Consider the following 17543-nt stretch of genomic DNA (forward strand, 5'->3'; position numbering starts at 1 on the left):
ACCAAAACCAATGAAAAGCAAGTTCATTTATTTAATTGCCTTAGTATTAACAATTAGTGTAATACGCGCTCAAGACGTTGAAAGACTAGAATTTATAGCAGATAGTCTTAATTTAAGCGACGAGGAAACAGAGGCGTTAATCAGTTATAAAATGTATTCTGATAGCGTAGAAAATACATTTACATATATCTATGATAGGTCTATGTTAAACGGAGATGTAGCCAAAATTATGGTTCCAGAAGGCTATAAGTTTTTAGATAGTGAACAAGCACAAAGAGTACTTTCAGATATATGGGGAAACCCTAGAGATGAGTCCGTTATGGGTCTTTTGCTTAAAGAGGATGAGACTCCCGTAAATACTAGTTATGCAATTGAAATTTCATATTCAGAGGACGGATATATTGAGGATGACGATGCACAAGACATGGATTATGATGACTTGTTAAGTGAAATGCAGGATGATGTCAAGGAAGCAAATCCGCAAAGATCTAGTATGGGTTACCCTACAGTAGATTTAATAGGTTGGGCTACAAAACCTTACTATGATTCAGAAAACAAGAAATTATATTGGGCAAAAGAATTACTTTTTGAAGAAGAGGAAACCAGCACTTTAAATTATAATATTAGAGTTTTGGGAAGAAAAGGGTATATGAACCTAAACGTAATTGGTGACATGGATACACTTGAAGATGTTGAGAATAATTTAGATCCAATTTTAGGTAGTGTATCATTTAATACAGGATATAAGTATTCTGAATTTGATCCAGATTTTGATGATGTTGCGGCTTATGGTATAGGAGGTTTAATCGCTGGTAAAATTTTGGCTAAAGCTGGTTTTTTTGCACTTATACTTAAATTTTGGAAGTTTATAGCAATTGGCGGAGTAGCACTATTTGCAGGAGCAAAGAAATTCTTTTTTGGATCAAAAGAGCAAACAGCAATTGAAGGTCCTAAAGACAATTCCAAATTGTCTTAGTATTTACTTTTATATGAAAATGAAATGAAAAAAAGAGTACTATTTATTGATCGTGATGGCACTATCATCAAAGAAACCGTAGATGAGCAGATAGATGCATTTGAGAAAATGATTTTCTACCCCAAAGCATTTACTTTTCTAGGCAAAATCGCTAAAGAATTAGACTATGAATTGGTGATGATTACCAACCAAGATGGATTAGGAACAGATGTTTTTCCTGAGGACACCTTTTGGCCAGTTCATAATTTTATTCTTAAATCTTTTGAAAACGAAGGTGTCGTTTTTGATAAGGTGTTTCTTGATCGAACTTTTCCGCATGAAAATGCTGATACTAGAAAACCTGGTACAGGGCTGTTGACCGAGTATTTTTCTGATGATTACGATTTAGAGAATTCTTTTGTTATCGGTGATCGATTAACCGATATGGAATTGGCTAAAAACTTAGGTTCAAAAGGGATATTCATCAATGATGAAACCAATTTGGGTACTGGGGAAATTACGGTTAAGCGAGATGATTTAAATAGCCATATTGCTATTGAAAGCAATGATTGGGAGAAGATTTATGAATTCTTGAAGTTGAATGATAGAACGGCTGAAATTCATAGAAAAACCAATGAGACAGATATTGCTATCAAGCTAAATCTAGATGGTACAGGTAAAAGTGATATTAAAACCGGATTGGCATTTTTTGACCATATGCTGGATCAATTGGCTCGTCATGGGCAAATGGATTTAATGATAAAAGTAGATGGTGATTTAGAAGTAGATGAGCACCATACAATTGAAGATACCGGTATTGCCTTAGGCGAGGTATTTCACTTAGCTTTAGGAAACAAACTTGGTATAGAACGCTACGGATTCTGCTTGCCAATGGATGATTGTTTAGCACAATCCGCTATAGATTTTGGTGGTAGGAATTGGTTGGTATGGGATGCAGACTTTAAGCGTGAAATGGTAGGCGACATGCCTACGGAGATGTTTCATCATTTCTTTAAATCGTTCACTGACGGAGCTAAGGCAAACTTAAATATAAAGGCAGAAGGTACCAACGAGCATCATAAAATTGAAGCTATTTTTAAAGCATTTGCAAAGAGCATAAAAATGGCGGTAAAAAGAGATGTTGAAAAAATGGTTTTACCAAGTACAAAAGGAGTTCTTTAAATAGTAAAAAGTATTGAGTACAAAGTATTAAGTCTTTATGATATTTACTTTGTACTTCTTACTAACTACTTAATACTAGTTTTAATGAAAATTGTAATTATAAATTACGGAGCAGGAAATATTCAGAGTATCAAATTTGCAATTAAACGCTTAGGTTATGAAGCTGTTTTAAGCAATGATGTTTCTGAAATACAGCGTGCCGATAAAGTGATATTTCCAGGGGTAGGAGAGGCAAGTAGTGCCATGAAAATGTTGTTGAACAGTGGTTTGGACAAAGTAATCCCGACTTTAAAACAGCCTGTATTAGGTATTTGTTTAGGTATGCAATTAATGTGTAACTCATCTGAAGAAGGAGATACTGTAGGTCTAGGTATTTTTGATGTTGATGTTGTTAAGTTCGATAATACCGTAAAAGTTCCACAGATTGGATGGAATCAGATTACAAATTTAAAATCTGAATTATTTAATGGTATTGAAGAAAAAGAACATATTTATCTAGTGCATAGTTTTTATGCGCCATTGTGTTCTGAAACAATTGCTGAATGTACTTATGGTTTAGATTATAGTGCTGCATTGAGAAAAGATAATTTTTACGGTACTCAGTTTCACCCAGAGAAATCTAGTGACGTAGGGGAGAAGATTTTAGAGAATTTTTTAAAAATGTAATGAAGCAAGATTATTTTATTTCAACTGATAAAAACCTTGTCAATGTAGATGCAATTCAACAGTTTATTGCTAATTCATATTGGGGTGACAATAGAACATTAGAAGAAGTAAAAACAACGATTGAAAACTCTTACTGTTTTGGAATATACACTAAAGAAAATGATCAAATTGGCTTTGCCAGAGTAGTCACCGATTATATTTATTTTGGATATTTTATGGATGTGATTATTCTAGATAAATTTCAAGGTAAGGGTTATGGTAAGATTTTAGTGAAAGCGATGTTAGAAGATACTACCATTAAAAAACTTAAAACATTAGCATTAAAAACTAAAGATGCGCATTTGTTATATGAGCGTTTCGGATTTAATAAAATAGGAGATTCACCATTGTGGATGTCTGTTGATAAACAAATTTTAGATTAAAGAATGAGAATTATTCCTGCTATAGATATCATTGATGGTAAATGTGTCCGCCTTTCTAAGGGAGACTACGATACCAAAAAAATATATAATGAGAACCCGTTAGAGGTAGCTAAAGAATTTGAGGCACACGGAATTCAACATTTACATTTGGTAGATTTAGATGGTGCGAAATCAAAGCATATTGTAAATCATAAAGTATTGGAGCAAATTGCTTCACAAACAAATTTGAGTATTGATTTTGGAGGCGGATTAAAAACCGATGATGATTTGCGCATTGCTTTTGAAAGTGGCGCACAGCAGATTACTGGTGGTAGTATTGCGGTCAAAGATTCAGATACGTTTTTGGGTTGGATTGAAAAACATGGTTCTGAAAGAATTATTCTTGGAGCAGACGCTATGGATGAAAAGGTAGCTGTGTCCGGTTGGTTAGAGGAATCTAAAGAAGAACTGATTCCCTTTATACAATCGTACCAAGCAAAAGGCATACAATATGTTATTTGTACAGATATTAGTAAAGATGGTATGCTAGAAGGTCCGTCTTTCGACTTATATTCCAAAATTATAAGTGCAACAGATACAGGATTAAAACTAATAGCTAGTGGCGGAATATCTACTTTTGAGGAGTTACCAAAACTAGCAGAAATGGGTTGTGAAGGTACTATCATCGGTAAGGCGATTTATGAAAATAGAATCAGTCTTAAGCAATTGGAATCGTATATTTTAAATAATGGATAAGGAAGAACGATTAGTACAAGAAATTGTTGAAAATGCCATGTATCGTATGGACGAAAGCACGCGCATGATCAAGAAAAGTCTTGCTGAAATTTCAGAAGAAGAAATTTGGCAGAAGCCTAATCCTTCTTTGAACAGTATGGCTAATCTTATTTTACATCTATGTGGTAATATGACGCAATATGTAATTTCTTCTATTGGCGAGATTGATGATAATAGAGATAGAGACGCCGAGTTTTCAATGAATTCAGGTCTAACAAAAGCTGAGTTGTTACATAAGTTAGAAGATACGGTAGATTCCGTAAAACGGGTCATATTCGATTCTACAGCCGATAAGTTGATAAAAGTTAGGTCTGTACAAGGAATGTCTTTTTCTGGGGTCGGTGCTATTATGCATGCCGTAGAGCACTATTCCTACCATACGGGTCAAATAGCTTTTTATGTGAAACTTATTAAAGAAAAGGATTTGGGATTTTATGATGGGGTCGATTTGAATATTAAAAATGAGTAATTAGTACTTAATACTTAAAAAAAATGCTTGCAAAAAGAATAATACCTTGTTTAGATATTAAAGATGGTAGAACCGTAAAAGGTGTCAATTTCGTTGATTTACGTGATGCGGGCGACCCTGTTGAGTTGGCTGAAATTTATAGTCGCGAGGGTGCCGATGAATTGGTGTTCTTGGACATTTCTGCTACGGAACAAAAACGTAAAACTTTGGCAGACTTAGTATATCGCGTAGCGGAAAAGGTAAATATACCATTTACTGTTGGTGGCGGAATATCATCTGTTGAAGACGTTGATGTTTTATTACATAACGGAGCTGATAAGGTTTCTATTAATTCATCTGCAGTAAAGAATCCGCAGTTGATTAATGATCTGGTAGCTAAATTTGGGTCGCAATGTATTGTAGTTGCTATAGACGCCAAACAGATAGATGGTGAGTGGATAGTGCATTTAGTAGGTGGAAAAGTACCTACAGAGCGCAAATTATTTGAATGGGCAAAAGAAGTTGAGGAACGCGGAGCTGGTGAAATTTTATTTACTTCTATGGATAATGACGGTACTAAAGACGGATTTGCAAATAAAGCTTTAGCAAGATTATCTTCAGAATTAAATATTCCGATAATTGCTTCGGGTGGAGCCGGTAATAAACAACATTTTAGCGATACTTTTAAAGAAGGTAAAGCAGATGCAGCATTGGCAGCAAGTGTTTTTCACTTCAAAGAAATTGGTATACAAGAATTGAAACTTGAGTTACAAGGAAATGGCATTCCTGTGAGGGTTTAGTTTACTGTTGGAAGTGTCAGTGTTCAGTAAGCAGTACCAGTGTTCAGTATCAGTACCAGTTTACATTTTTGACAAACAAAATGTCACTTCGGCTACGCTCAGTAACCGATTTTAAAATAGAATAAAAATAAATTAGAATACAATACATATGGAGTTTAATACACCGAATTGGGAGAAAATGAGTGACGGATTAGTACCTGCAATCATACAGGATGCACGAACTAAAAATGTATTAATGCTTGGTTATATGAATGCAGATGCATTAGCTAAGACTACCGATACTGGAAAAGTAACTTTCTTTAGTCGCTCAAAACAGCGGTTATGGACAAAAGGTGAGGAGAGCGGAAACTTTTTAAACTTGGTCTCCATTAAAAACGATTGTGATAACGATTCCCTTTTAATTAATGTAAATCCAGTTGGTCCAACGTGCCATACAGGTACTGATACCTGTTGGAGTGAAAAAAATAATTCTAATTTTGGATTTTTCTCGGAATTGGAAAGCACTATTGAAGAACGTAGAACTACTGCAGATGACAGTAAATCTTATGTAGCTTCATTATTTAAGAAAGGTATCAACAAAGTTGCCCAAAAAGTTGGGGAGGAAGCTGTTGAAACTGTTATAGAGGCAATGGATAATAATGATGAACTGTTCTTGTATGAAAGCGCAGATTTATTATTTCACTATTTAATGTTATTACAAGCAAAAGGATTTACACTGAAAGATATTGAAGCGGAACTAATGAAGAGGAAAAAGTAATTTAAATACTTTACTAAATTAAAACAATACCTATTTAATAGCTTAAAGGCAATTAAATAGGTATTTGCTTTTAGGAGAACTGTTGTTAACCTATTCTATTTTGGAGTTGATCTGTTGTACTAGTATTATTAATAGACCTTTATTATAATCCTTGATTAAAGTCAACAACTAAACATATTATATTTGGTTTAAGAAAAAGTTCTCTCCATAATCACGAAATCTATTCCACCTTTCACATAAGTTTTGTTGGTTACTTTCATCCCGAATTTAGTGTAATAATCATTCTTGCTTTGTCTAGCATTGCACCAGATTCTTGTTAGTGATTCTGTAGCGGCTATTTGCATTATTTCGTTTAATAATATACTACCATATCCCTTGCCTTGGTGACTTTCTAATGTAGCAAATTTTCTAAATTGGGCCTCCTTATGATGTATGAACAGAGAGATTACCGATATTAATTGGTCTTCTAAAAATAGACCGTAATGCCTTCCCTCGTTGTCTTTAGGTAGTTTTATATAATCTAGCGGCTTGTTGGGCCACATAACCTGGTGTCTAATGGCTAATGTTTCCTGAGAAGTAATTTTAATGATTTTGTATGACATAATCCAGCAACTACATGTTGCTCAAATGTAATCAGGTTTTATGGGTTATTCAAACACTAATTTGTCTTGAACCTTATCTACTGAAACCCACTTAAATTTTATAGGAGACCAATTGTCTTTACTTTCGGTTGACGCGTTATTTTTTATGTAAACGGTATCATCTTTTGTAAATACATGTTGCGTGTCAATTACTTCTTGCGAATAGATTTTAGTAGGTTTTTTATTTTCGATCAAACCGATATTTTTTTAATAAAACCCATTATTCTGTATTTTGTTGTGTTAACGAATAGTTAATTAGTTTTATACTAGATTGTTAGGGTTGTCTTTTGCTCCCCATGAATCTAAGCTCAATAGAATATTTTCCAGTGATTTTCCACGCTCGCTTAAACCATATTCTACTTTTGGAGGCACTACTGGGAAAACCTCGCGTATAATCAATCCGTCTTTTTCTAACTCTCTTACGGTTTGGGTAAACATTTTGTTTGATATGCCCGGTACTTTTTTCTGTAGTACACCAGACCGAACCGGACCCTCCAAAAGATGAAAAAGTACAATGGGTTTCCATTTCGTACCAATTAAATTCATGGTATGGTCTAAGGGACAATAATTTTTTGAATTCATATAAAATATAACTAACTAATAATCAGTAATTAACTCTTTTTGGTAACTATAGCACTTTTAGGTAAGTTATTGTCAATAAGGCAAATATAGATTTATTTTGTACTATAAAATAATAGATATGAAAACAAATACAGCATACCCCAAATCATTTTCACATATTGGCATTACAGTTCCTAGTATTACTGAGGCTGTAAAATTTTACTCAGAAGTAATGGGCTGGTATGTTATAATGGAACCATCAAAAATTAAGAAAGAGAAAGAAACTGCTATCGGTCTTATGTGTATTGATGTCTTTGGCGATGATTGGGAAGAGTTTGATATTGCCCACATGTCAACTTCTGACGGAATAGGTGTTGAGTTATTCTCTTTTCCTCATGGAGTAAAAAAAGCTCCAGAGTTTAATCCGTTTAATACCGGTTTGTTTCACTTTTGTATTCAAGACCCTAATATTGAAGATTTGGTAACCAAAATTGTAGAATATGGAGGTAAACAAAGAATGCCCATTCGTGAGTATTATCCAAAAGACAAGCCTTACAAAATGTGTTATGTAGAAGATCCTTTCGGTATTGTATTTGAGGTCTATACGCATAGTTATGAATTAACGTATTCTTCTGGTGCCTATATCGGATAAGTTTTAATTACAAAGCTGAAAAAGCGATTAATGTTAAAAATAAACATTAATCGCTTTTTTATTTCAACGTCTTCATTACTAGGTGTATATAAATTTTATATATTTAACCTTCCCTCAGACTGTTTCATTTTAAAACCACCATCACACTATGAAATCATCTGCTATTTTTCTTAGAGTATTCTTATTAGGCCTCATATGGCTGCTTTTTACTTCATTTTTTAAATTGCCAAATTCTCAACCTATAACGAAGAAGATAATTCTGAAGTTTTAGAATTAAATACAGATGGACTCTATTATGCCGAGTTTTACGACTATATTTTCCGTGGTCATTTTGAAGAGATCGATGTTAAGAGGGGTGACATGCAATTTCTATTGATTTTTGATCAGTACTTAAGAGCTTACGGTGCACAATGTTCTGGTTCTTTACCCGCAAATAAAGTGCAAATTATGAATGAAGAATGTGCTACAGAAGAGGTTACAAAAAATGGATGGGGAGATGTTATCAGTAGAGTATGTGTTAAATATGTGTGGGTAGGTAGCGGACTTTATGCCAAACCTGAACTGTATGAGGCGTATGGTGAAATTGATAAATTGCAAAGATCAAAAGGACTAGGTACCATGATGGAAATGATTACCGACCCCAATAGTATGGGGAATTCGGTAGATATGATTCATAAAACTAACGGACTTAAAGGTGATATGCTTAAAATTTTTAAACTTAATGCTTGTGGTAGTCCGGGTTTAGAACGATTTGAAGAAAACTTGAAACTCTTTGCCCTCGACAAACCTAGCATACGAATGAAAAAGACTAGTAAGTACACCACTATGAAAAAGTCTGGCGGACCAACTGGTGACCAGAACTATCATAAACTTATTGATGATTTGGTATACGATCAGTCTAAAACATGGTCTTTTAATAGATATACTGCTGGTAGTATTTCTAGTGTTACAACATCAACTCGTGATAGTGAAGGCAGACCAATGGAAATAAGTGCTAATTATAGCTTTTCTGGGTTTAGTGGCAATAGTAAAGGGTCTGTGCGTATTACTTTTAAAAACGGACTACCTAAGTGTATCTATTTTTATGATTTTCCGCGTAATTGTAAAGCACCTAACAGTAGTATTTTGTCATCTTATGCAGAAGGGAAATATGCTAACTGAAAAATGATACTTTTCAATTAGCATAGCTATTAGTCTTACTTCTTATCCATCTCAAGATAATACTCTTGTAGTGTGAAAAACGCTTTCTTTTTCATGCCTTGTTCTGAAATCAATCCTTTTCTGTTGAAATCATCTTGAATTCGTCGTAGTGGACGTCTTGATGAACGAAAGTCCATCAAAATCCATGGAGATAATCCTGACATAAAATCGATGTTTTTCATCATCTCAATATTCGATTTAAACAATGCATCTTGATATTCTTCGGTCCATCTTTCATTAGCATCGCCATGTAATCCGTATAAAGCGCCACCACCAATTTCACTCATGATCATTGGTTTATTGTAAGCACTTGCCCATTTAATGCTACTACATGAATCTACATCACCATAATACCATCCACAATAATTATTGATCCCAATAACATCAACAACTTCACCTAATGGGTCTTCTATTAAATTACCATCATGACCTTTACCTTGTGTGTCTAAAGCAGCAGTAATTAATCTTGTATTGTCTAATTGTCTTGCTTTCTTGGCTAGGTTGCCTATAAAAGATAAACGTGGCTCACTTTCAGGTGTTTCATTTGCCATAGACCATAATACAACTGAAGCTCTATTTTTATCGCGAGAGATCATTTCAGTAAGCTGATTTTCTGCGTTGGCATAAGTATCTTCATTATCGAACTGTATGGTCCAATACACGGGTATTTCTGACCATATTAAAAAGCCCATTTTCTCTGCTTCTTTCACCATTGCTTCGCTATGTGGGTAATGTGCTAATCGTAGAAAATTACATCCTAATTCTTTTGCCCAATTCAATAGCACTTTACATTCTTCAACAGAAACTACACGCCCTGTTTTAAATGCTGCCTCTTCATGAATACTAATCCCTTTTAGAAAGGTTTCTTTTCCATTAATCAATATTTTAGAGCCGTCTGTGGTTACCGTCCTAAATCCTATTTGATCTACAACTTTATCTGTATTGGTTTCTATAATTACTTCGTATAATTTAGGAGAATCTGGTGACCATAGTTTTGGTTTCGCATTTATGGTAAATGACGCTTTTCCATTTTTTGCTATTGCTTTTATGGTTTTCTTTAGCTCAGGTATTTGAATGCTTACAGCATCACCTTCTTTTGCATTGGCTAAACTTACCCAACCACTAATTTTATTGGTGCCTCCTTTTTCTAATTGAACAGCATAATCTTCTATATGGGTTTTAGGTACGTTTATTAAATGTACTGATCTTGTAATTCCACCATAATTCCACCAATCTTGGTTTACCGTTGGCACATTTTCTTTTTTACGCTTGTTATCGACTTTTACGACAACAAAGTTATTTCCTTCTACAAGTTTATCGGTTACATTAAATTGAAACGGAGTGTAACCACCAATGTGTTTGCCTAGCTTCTCTCCATTCAAATAAACAATCGCTTCATAATTTACAGCTTCAAAGTATAAAAAACTTTCTTGATTAGAAGTAGGAGAATAGTTGAAATCTTTCTTGTACCACAATGTACCTTCATAGTAGTAAAGTTTGTCCATTTGCGTATTCCAATCACCGGGTACATTTAACTGAAGGCTGGTGTCGAAATTATATTCTATAAGGTCTGAAGGCGATTGCATTTTTGCATTTTTAAAATACCCTTTATCATACTCTTGTAGTCTGTGATTGTAAAATCCGTTTTCTAATGGATCTACGATAATATCCCATTTTCCATTTAATGATGTCTTTTGTCTAGCATCTATATTTTGAAGTAGATTAGCGTATTCAGTTTTTTGAGCAGTAATGGATATGCTGAAAAATATAAAGAAAACTAGCGCAATGTTGTTTAGGTTTTTCATTTGGTAAGCTGAGTTTTAAGTTAGACCTGAAATTTACCGTTTTAATTAAAAACAGGGCATATTTTTAAAACATTATTGTGTTTAAAAAATGACCGTTAATGTTAGCATTTTCTTAAATATTCATTTTTGGTGTAACATTTTTAAAAGGATATAGTCATATTGCGGTATTCATCAATCAATTATACAAACACATGATTAAAAAAGGAAAGCGTAAAGTACGCTTAAGGTGGCTTAGCGTCACAAGTATTATTATTTTATTACTTAGTTACACTCCGGTTTTAGCTCAAGAAAGCTATACCATAAGCGGTAAAATATCTGACATTGAAAACGGAGAAACCCTTTTTGGGGCATCTGTTTTTTTAGAGGGAACCACAATTGGTGTAGTAACCAACGAATATGGGTTTTATTCTATTACCGCCCCAAAAGGCGAATATCGCTTACTTATTACTTATATGGGTTATGCCGATATTAAACAGGATGTAAACCTGAACAGCAACCAAAACTTTAATTTTGAACTATCGGAAATATCTACACAGCTAGATGAAGTGGAAGTTACGGCAGAAGAATCTGAGATTGCCGTGTTACGTAAACCAGAAATGAGTGTTCTTAAAATGAACATTGAAACCGTAAAGCAAATGCCAGTGGTTTTGGGGGAAGTTGATATTCTAAAGTCTTTACAGATGTTACCTGGTGTTACCAACAATGGTGAAGGTACTGGCGGATTTCATGTGCGTGGCGGTGCAGGGGACCAAAACTTGGTGTTGTTAGATGAGGCTATAATTTACAACACATCGCATATGTTCGGTTTTTTCTCTGTCTTTAATGCTGATGCCATAAAGGATGTAAAATTGTATAAAGGTGGTATACCTGCTAGATATGGTGGTCGTGTATCTTCGGTTTTAGATGTGCGTCAAAAAGATGGGAACAGTAAGCGGTTTGCAGCTACGGGTGGTATCGGTATCATATCTAGCCGATTGGCTTTAGAAGCTCCTTTATTTAAAGAAAAAGGATCTTTTTTAATTGCTGGTAGAAGTTCGTATGCCAATCTATTATTGAAAGCGGCTGGGCAAGATAATAGTGTTGGTTTTTATGACTTAAATCTAAAGACCAATTATAAGATCAATGCAAATAACAGGCTTTTTCTTTCAGGTTATTTTGGAAGAGATTCTTTTGAGCTAGGGGATACTTTCAGCAATTCTTACGGTAATGCTACTGGTAATCTACGTTGGAATCATATTTTTAACGACAAGCTTTTCTCTAACCTTTCTGCTATTTATAGTAAGTACGATTATAAGTTAGGTCTAACTTTTGCTGAGTTCGACTGGGTTTCTTCTATTACCAATTACAATCTTAAATATGATCTTAAATATTATTTCAGCGATAAATTCAAACTAGATTTTGGCGCAAGCGGAATATATTATCAGTTTGATCCGGGTGAGATAAAGCCAACTTCTGAAACCTCTGCTGTAAATCCTTTATTGTTAGATAATAAAAAGGCTATTGAAAGTGGTGTCTACATAAATGCCGAACATAAATTGACAGATAAACTAACGGCTCAGTACGGGTTGCGTTATAGCGCGTTTACAAGATTGGGTGGTCAACCCATGACGGAATATGAAAATAACCAACCGGTAGTCTACAATTCAGACTTAGGTATCTATGAGCGGGGTACTGCAATAGGGGAGACGGTTTACGATAATGGAGATGCCATTAAATCTTTTGGAAATTTAGAACCTAGAGCCTCACTTGCCTATACTATTGATGATAATTCTTCATTAAAAGCTGGTTTCTCTAGAGTGGCGCAATACATTCATTTATTATCGAATACTTCTTCCGCAACGCCTTTAGATGTTTGGGCACCCAGCGGACAATATATTGACCCTCAACTATCTAATCAATATGCTTTGGGCTACTTCCGTAATTTCAAGAACAAAGCTTATTCTATGGAAGCTGAAGTGTACTATAAGAGTACCGATAATAGAATTGATTATATAGATGGTTCAGACCTTATTGGACAAAATACCATTGAAACCGAAATTTTAACTGGGGAATCTAGAGCATACGGATTAGAGCTATTGTTCCGTAAGAACGAAGGGAAATTTACAGGATGGATTGCTTACACCCTTTCTAAATCTGAACAGAGAACTCCTGGTGGTACTGCTGGCGGACTAGGTATTAACGATGGCAATTGGTACAATACTCCGTATGATAGAACTCACGATATTTCCATTTCTGGCTCTTATCAATTAAATGACAAATGGAGTTTTGGAACCAATCTTGTTTTTCAAACAGGTAGACCGGTGACATACCCTAATGGTCAATATGAGTATGAAGGCGTTTCCATTGCCAGTTATTCCGACAGAAATTCTGATAGATTACCAGCTTATCATCGTTTAGATCTATCGGTTAATTATAAACCGAACAGAAAGCCAAATGCGAAATTAAAAGGAGAATGGGTATTAGGGCTGTATAATGCTTACAACCGTAAAAATGCGGCTTCCATATCATTTGGTCAGAATATAGAAACAGGGGCTAATGAAGCTACCAGAACTGCCATTTTCGGTATTGTGCCTTCATTAACGTATAATTTCAAATTTTAAAACATGCAAAATCCAATAAAATTTATAACACTCCTATTGTTATGTACCATGGTCTCATGTACAGATGTGATTGATGTCGAAGTACAAACCGATACCATACGCTTAGTAGTAGAAGCTTCTCTAGATTGGGAAAAAGGTACTGCTGGTAATGAGCAAAGTATAACGTTACGTACTTCTACACCATTTTTCGATACTCAAAGTACAGATGTAGTTGGTGCAGAGGTCAAAGTAATCAATGATGTTAATGGAGAAGTTTATCTCTTTACAGACCAAGCTGATGGTACTTATACAACCAATACATTCAATCCGCAACTAGAAGCTAGTTATACGTTAGAAATTATTTATGACGGACAAACATATACTGCAAATGACACCATGAATCCGGTGGCAGATATTATAGATGTATTTCAAGATACAGAAGATGGTTTTGATGATGAAACCATTGAATTACATATTGTTTTTAACGATTTTGAGGCGGAAGGTGATAATTACTTTTTTAAGTATGAAAGACCACAAGACCTTTTACCAATACTAGAATCAGGTGATGATGAATTTATAAACGGTAACGAGGTAGATTGGTGGTTCGAGATAAATGAAGATGATGATGAAGAGGGAGAAATAAAACCATTAGCCCCAGGTGATGTGGTAACCATAAATATGCACAGTATTTCTAGACCCTATTACAATTATATTGATATTGTAATCGATCAACTTGGTGGTGTCGGTCTTTTTGAGTCTACGCCTGTAGCAATAAAAGGCAATTGTATTAACACGACAAATCCAGATAATTACGCACATGGTTATTTTAGGGTTACTCAGAAAAATACGGTAATCTATACGGTAGAGTAGAAAGGGTATTGATATCAAAAGAAAACCAAGCGCTAAAGTATTTAGGGCTTGGTTTTTTTAGTTTTTATAGGTTATAACAGCATGTTCTTTTAAAATACTTATTCTGATAACACAAATTGCCAAGATATGCCATATTTGTCTTGACACCAGCCAAATTTTTTACCAAACCCGTAATCTCCATCGCCATTGTAACTATCTAGAGGAATCATTATTTGACCACCATTGGAGGAAAGTTGGTCAAAAAGTGTTTGTATTAACTGCTCAGAGGTATCACTAATATAAAGTGATACTCCTGGTGAAAATGACCAAGCATGTTCATAGCTACTTTCAGAAACCATATATACTGTACCATTTAAAGTAAATACCCCATGTTTAATAAGATTTGGTGTACCGCCTGCTTCTCCTTCAGCATATTTTATAATGCTTTTAATTTCCGAATTAGGAAATATAGAGGTGTAAAAAGTTATGGCTTCTTCAGCCTTACCGCATTGGTCGCCTACAAATGTTAAGAATGTGGTTATATTCATGGGTGCTTATTTTAGACCTAAATTAAGAGCTTAAGTTTTATTTAGATATTTTGGTTTTGTTCTAAGGTTTACATCGAGTTTAGAATATGCTGTATATCGAAGTTATATATCTAACCCGTCTGTCATAAAATTCCAGTCTCTTATGTGTTCAGCTTTACTTTCATCAAAACACCTTTTTACTTCATATCTATTTAAATATTCACTATCCAAAATAATAGGTTTATCTATTTTATATTTTCCATTAGTGAAATATTTAGAAAATCTTTTTCTTAAGACAACTGAGGCGTGTGTTTTTATAACATCTAGTTCTAAATTCAGTTCGTCAATTCTTAATTTACAATATGCTATTACCTCAGGTTTGTAATCACTATTTGATTCGATAATTTCTATTAATTCATAAGGACCCAAATGGCTATAATATTTGTCTAAATCAATCATCGAATTATAATATAAATCTTATATAAAAAATTGGTTATAGGTTGTATTAGCAAATGTTATTTTAAGATAACCATTTAAAAAAGGTTATCATTCCAATTATACTGAAAATCACGACAAAAACTAGAGAAACTACACACCCTATTCCAAGCATTTTACTTTTCCAGCTTTCCTTTTCCGTTTGCTTTTCAAGTTTGTTCTCTCCACTATTTTTTTTTGTAATTTTTATATATTGAAAGGGATTACTATCAATTTCATCTATCCAATTAAAATCAGGATTATAGACTTCCATTTCTCCTTCGTCAAATTTTCTCTTATCAATTTCCCTAGCCGCTTTTAGAAATTCTTTAGCGTAAAGCAATAAACCAGATTTATTCCCTTTAGCAAATCCAAAATCTTCATTAAATTCACAGTCAAAATAGGCATCTGATTTAGAGTGTTCATGCTCTATTTTTTTAATGATTTTGTCTAATTCTTGGTTGGTCATTAATATTTTCTAACGTTGCGGCTAAGCGTAGTGCGGAGGCAAGGAAACTTTTCGTTTCCGTCTGAGCACGAAGCTAAAGCTTATTGTTTTGCTTTTTCTTTTTTTGTTCCAAAGCTAAATCCATAAGATTTAGCGACTTTATAAATATACACAGACCTTTCAGTTTAGCCTTAAAGTCCGCATTACGTTTAGGTATTGTTGTAACCAGTTTTTATAATTCGTTTAATTCGTCGATTCGGTATAATTTAAACTCAACATCCATCTCCTTTACATATTCCTCAACGTTCTGTTCAAATCCCATTTCTTTTCGCCAAATGTTTATTGAATCAGCATTTTTAATTGGCCAGAGAAAGTAAATCCATTCACCGTTTTTATTAGCCTGTCCTTTAATTTGAGTGCCATAAAGTTGTTCAATTCCTTTATCCATTAAATTCCTGTCCTCCATCATTGCTAAAGAGGTTCTAGCGATGTCTCCATTTTCGGTTGCTTTTCTAATCAAGGGTAGATATTTATCAATTTTATTTGAATGTTGAATAACGTAAAAAACTGCTTTATTAGCTGGTTCTCCAACTAAAGATTTACCAGGATAGCCATAATTTCTAATAATAGTTTCAGTTTCGATTAAATTGATACTATCAATTTCACGCATTAAATCAAACCTTTTACTTCCTTCTATATCCGTTTCATTTAGCTTCATTTCATTTAACAAATTAATTTTTCTTTCATTGGTTAAATTTCCATTTACTATTTCACGTATTCCTTGGTCTTTTAATAAAATAGCTTCGAGTTTATCTTTTAGCTCAATGTTAATTTTAACCTGTTCTAAATTAGATTTTTTAGTTTGCTTACAGGAATTAAAAGCTAGTATTAAAATGTAGAAGAATACTTGAACGGATTTCATTTTGTTAAATTGGTTACAACGGTTGAGCTATGAACAGTACGGGAGCGAACTAACGTTTGCTTTCCGCCACGCACATAGCGAAATCTTTTGGTTTTGTTTTTTCTTTTTTCTGTCAAAGCGAAATACCAAAGATTTCGCGACATTATAAATATACGCAGACCTTAGCGTTTAAAGCTTAAGCCCGTATTGTTTATAGGTTGTGTTGTAGTGCGTTTTTTACCACGAACCCTCAGAATAAGTTACTCTTTTTTTATTTTCAATAATTTCAAAAGTCCGACTTTTAGAAAAAGTCTCATTTTCATAATCCATTGTTTCCACTTTAGAATTTAACGGCAAATCATAGCTTATAGAAAATGAATAGTCAGGCAAAAATCCTTCGTATTCATAATCATAACTAATATTCTGAGCACCTTTGGGTAATTCTGGAAACCATTTTACCTTGGTTATTTCAATATATTCTCTTTCAGTCAGATTTTCGGCTTTGTTCCCAAACCAGCTTCCTTCGTAGGGTATTATTTTATTTACAATACTATTTCTCAAATCTTTATTCAAAAATTGATTGTGATAGATTTTCTTTCCGTATGTGAAATAAAAATAACCACTAATACAAAGAATAATTAGTATTGAAATGCCAAATCTTTTCAAAGTCGATTTTATATTTCTTTTTCGGAAAATTAAAATGGCTATTCTCAATGAAATTATACCGATTATTGATAATCCAATAAGTTTTAAAGATTCTAAATAGAAACTACCACCATTAAATTCATCGTCAAACTTATCTATTCCAAAGTACATTAACGTAAGGAGTAGGATTAGGTTAATTAAAACTATAGTTAGATATTTCAATTCTTTTTAATTATTCTTTTGAGCCTAAATCCACT

At 33.8% G+C, this 17543-nt stretch carries 21 protein-coding genes; 12 read left to right on the forward strand and 9 right to left on the reverse strand.

The features are described from left to right. Nucleotides 1-10: 10 nt before the first annotated feature. From UH1x_RS18370 to hisIE, 8 genes are all read left to right on the forward strand, one after another. Complete coding sequence (locus UH1x_RS18370; RefSeq protein ID WP_482623390.1) at nt 11-976, forward strand: DUF2167 domain-containing protein; 966 nt, start codon at nt 11-13, stop codon at nt 974-976. A 24-nt stretch (nt 977-1000) separates the two neighbouring features. Further along, the gene (hisB, locus tag UH1x_RS18375; RefSeq protein ID WP_482623391.1) at nt 1001-2137 is read left to right on the forward strand and encodes a bifunctional histidinol-phosphatase/imidazoleglycerol-phosphate dehydratase HisB; all 1137 of its coding nucleotides are present in this window, start codon (nt 1001-1003) and stop codon (nt 2135-2137) included. Nucleotides 2138-2221: 84 nt separating this feature from the next. Then, complete coding sequence (gene hisH / locus UH1x_RS18380; protein WP_482623392.1) at nt 2222-2803, forward strand: imidazole glycerol phosphate synthase subunit HisH; 582 nt, start codon at nt 2222-2224, stop codon at nt 2801-2803. Next, nucleotides 2803-3225 (forward strand): GNAT family N-acetyltransferase, encoded by a 423-nt coding sequence (locus UH1x_RS18385; RefSeq protein ID WP_303600585.1) that lies wholly within the window; start codon nt 2803-2805, stop codon nt 3223-3225. The genes hisH and UH1x_RS18385 overlap by 1 nt, the downstream gene beginning before the upstream one ends. Nucleotides 3226-3228: 3 nt before the next feature. Beyond that, a complete protein-coding gene (gene hisA, locus UH1x_RS18390) occupies nt 3229-3960 on the forward strand; it encodes a 1-(5-phosphoribosyl)-5-[(5-phosphoribosylamino)methylideneamino]imidazole-4-carboxamide isomerase (RefSeq protein ID WP_482623393.1) in 732 nt (243 codons plus the stop codon). After that, a complete protein-coding gene (locus UH1x_RS18395; RefSeq protein ID WP_482623394.1) occupies nt 3953-4468 on the forward strand; it encodes a DinB family protein in 516 nt (171 codons plus the stop codon). Before hisA ends, UH1x_RS18395 begins: the two co-directional genes overlap by 8 nt. 23 nt (nt 4469-4491) lie before the next feature. Continuing rightward, nucleotides 4492-5247, forward strand: a complete 756-nt coding sequence (gene hisF / locus UH1x_RS18400) for an imidazole glycerol phosphate synthase subunit HisF (RefSeq protein ID WP_482623395.1) — start codon at nt 4492-4494, stop codon at nt 5245-5247. Nucleotides 5248-5395: 148 nt separating this feature from the next. After that, entirely contained in the window at nt 5396-6004 is a 609-nt protein-coding gene (gene hisIE / locus UH1x_RS18405) for a bifunctional phosphoribosyl-AMP cyclohydrolase/phosphoribosyl-ATP diphosphatase HisIE (protein WP_482623396.1), read from the forward strand. Nucleotides 6005-6192: 188 nt separating this feature from the next. On the opposite strand, the gene UH1x_RS18410 is transcribed toward hisIE, so the two are convergent. From UH1x_RS18410 to UH1x_RS18420, 3 genes are all read right to left on the reverse strand, one after another. Further along, nucleotides 6193-6606 carry a GNAT family N-acetyltransferase gene (locus UH1x_RS18410; protein ID WP_482623397.1) on the reverse strand — a complete coding sequence of 138 codons (414 nt, stop codon included), beginning with the start codon at nt 6604-6606 and terminating at the stop codon, nt 6193-6195. A 45-nt stretch (nt 6607-6651) separates the two neighbouring features. Then, nucleotides 6652-6840 (reverse strand): hypothetical protein, encoded by a 189-nt coding sequence (locus UH1x_RS18415; protein WP_396634561.1) that lies wholly within the window; start codon nt 6838-6840, stop codon nt 6652-6654. Between the two features lie 66 nt (nt 6841-6906). Further along, nucleotides 6907-7227: a winged helix-turn-helix transcriptional regulator gene (locus UH1x_RS18420; RefSeq protein WP_482623398.1), complete on the reverse strand. Its 321-nt coding sequence runs from the start codon at nt 7225-7227 to the stop codon at nt 6907-6909. 118 nt (nt 7228-7345) lie between these two features. On the opposite strand from UH1x_RS18420, the gene UH1x_RS18425 reads away from it, so the two are divergent. Beyond that, the gene (locus UH1x_RS18425; protein ID WP_482623399.1) at nt 7346-7858 is read left to right on the forward strand and encodes a VOC family protein; all 513 of its coding nucleotides are present in this window, start codon (nt 7346-7348) and stop codon (nt 7856-7858) included. Nucleotides 7859-8218: 360 nt separating this feature from the next. Beyond that, nucleotides 8219-9019, forward strand: coding sequence for a hypothetical protein (locus UH1x_RS18430; RefSeq protein WP_482623400.1), 801 nt, complete (start codon nt 8219-8221; stop codon nt 9017-9019). Nucleotides 9020-9054: 35 nt separating this feature from the next. On the opposite strand, the gene UH1x_RS18435 is transcribed toward UH1x_RS18430, so the two are convergent. Next, entirely contained in the window at nt 9055-10863 is a 1809-nt protein-coding gene (locus tag UH1x_RS18435) for a glycoside hydrolase family 2 protein (protein WP_482623402.1), read from the reverse strand. Nucleotides 10864-11054: 191 nt separating this feature from the next. On the opposite strand from UH1x_RS18435, the gene UH1x_RS18440 reads away from it, so the two are divergent. Beyond that, entirely contained in the window at nt 11055-13463 is a 2409-nt protein-coding gene (locus tag UH1x_RS18440; RefSeq protein WP_482623404.1) for a TonB-dependent receptor, read from the forward strand. 3 nt (nt 13464-13466) lie between these two features. Beyond that, a complete protein-coding gene (locus UH1x_RS18445) occupies nt 13467-14312 on the forward strand; it encodes a DUF4249 family protein (protein WP_482623406.1) in 846 nt (281 codons plus the stop codon). A 98-nt stretch (nt 14313-14410) separates the two neighbouring features. Here the strand turns inward: UH1x_RS18445 and UH1x_RS18450 are convergent, their stop codons facing one another. From UH1x_RS18450 to UH1x_RS18470, 5 genes are all read right to left on the reverse strand, one after another. Then, nucleotides 14411-14839 (reverse strand): VOC family protein, encoded by a 429-nt coding sequence (locus UH1x_RS18450; RefSeq protein ID WP_482623407.1) that lies wholly within the window; start codon nt 14837-14839, stop codon nt 14411-14413. A gap of 102 nt (nt 14840-14941) precedes the next feature. Beyond that, on the reverse strand, nt 14942-15277 hold the full coding sequence (locus tag UH1x_RS18455) for a hypothetical protein (protein WP_482623409.1): 336 nt from the start codon (nt 15275-15277) through the stop codon (nt 14942-14944). A gap of 61 nt (nt 15278-15338) precedes the next feature. Continuing rightward, complete coding sequence (locus UH1x_RS18460) at nt 15339-15761, reverse strand: hypothetical protein (RefSeq protein WP_482623410.1); 423 nt, start codon at nt 15759-15761, stop codon at nt 15339-15341. Between the two features lie 211 nt (nt 15762-15972). Further along, the gene (locus tag UH1x_RS18465; RefSeq protein WP_482623412.1) at nt 15973-16662 is read right to left on the reverse strand and encodes a DUF6624 domain-containing protein; all 690 of its coding nucleotides are present in this window, start codon (nt 16660-16662) and stop codon (nt 15973-15975) included. A 216-nt stretch (nt 16663-16878) separates the two neighbouring features. Next, nucleotides 16879-17457 carry a hypothetical protein gene (locus tag UH1x_RS18470; RefSeq protein ID WP_482623414.1) on the reverse strand — a complete coding sequence of 193 codons (579 nt, stop codon included), beginning with the start codon at nt 17455-17457 and terminating at the stop codon, nt 16879-16881. Nucleotides 17458-17543: the final 86 nt, after the last annotated feature.

This window comes from Maribacter sp. UH1 (assembly GCF_056839145.1).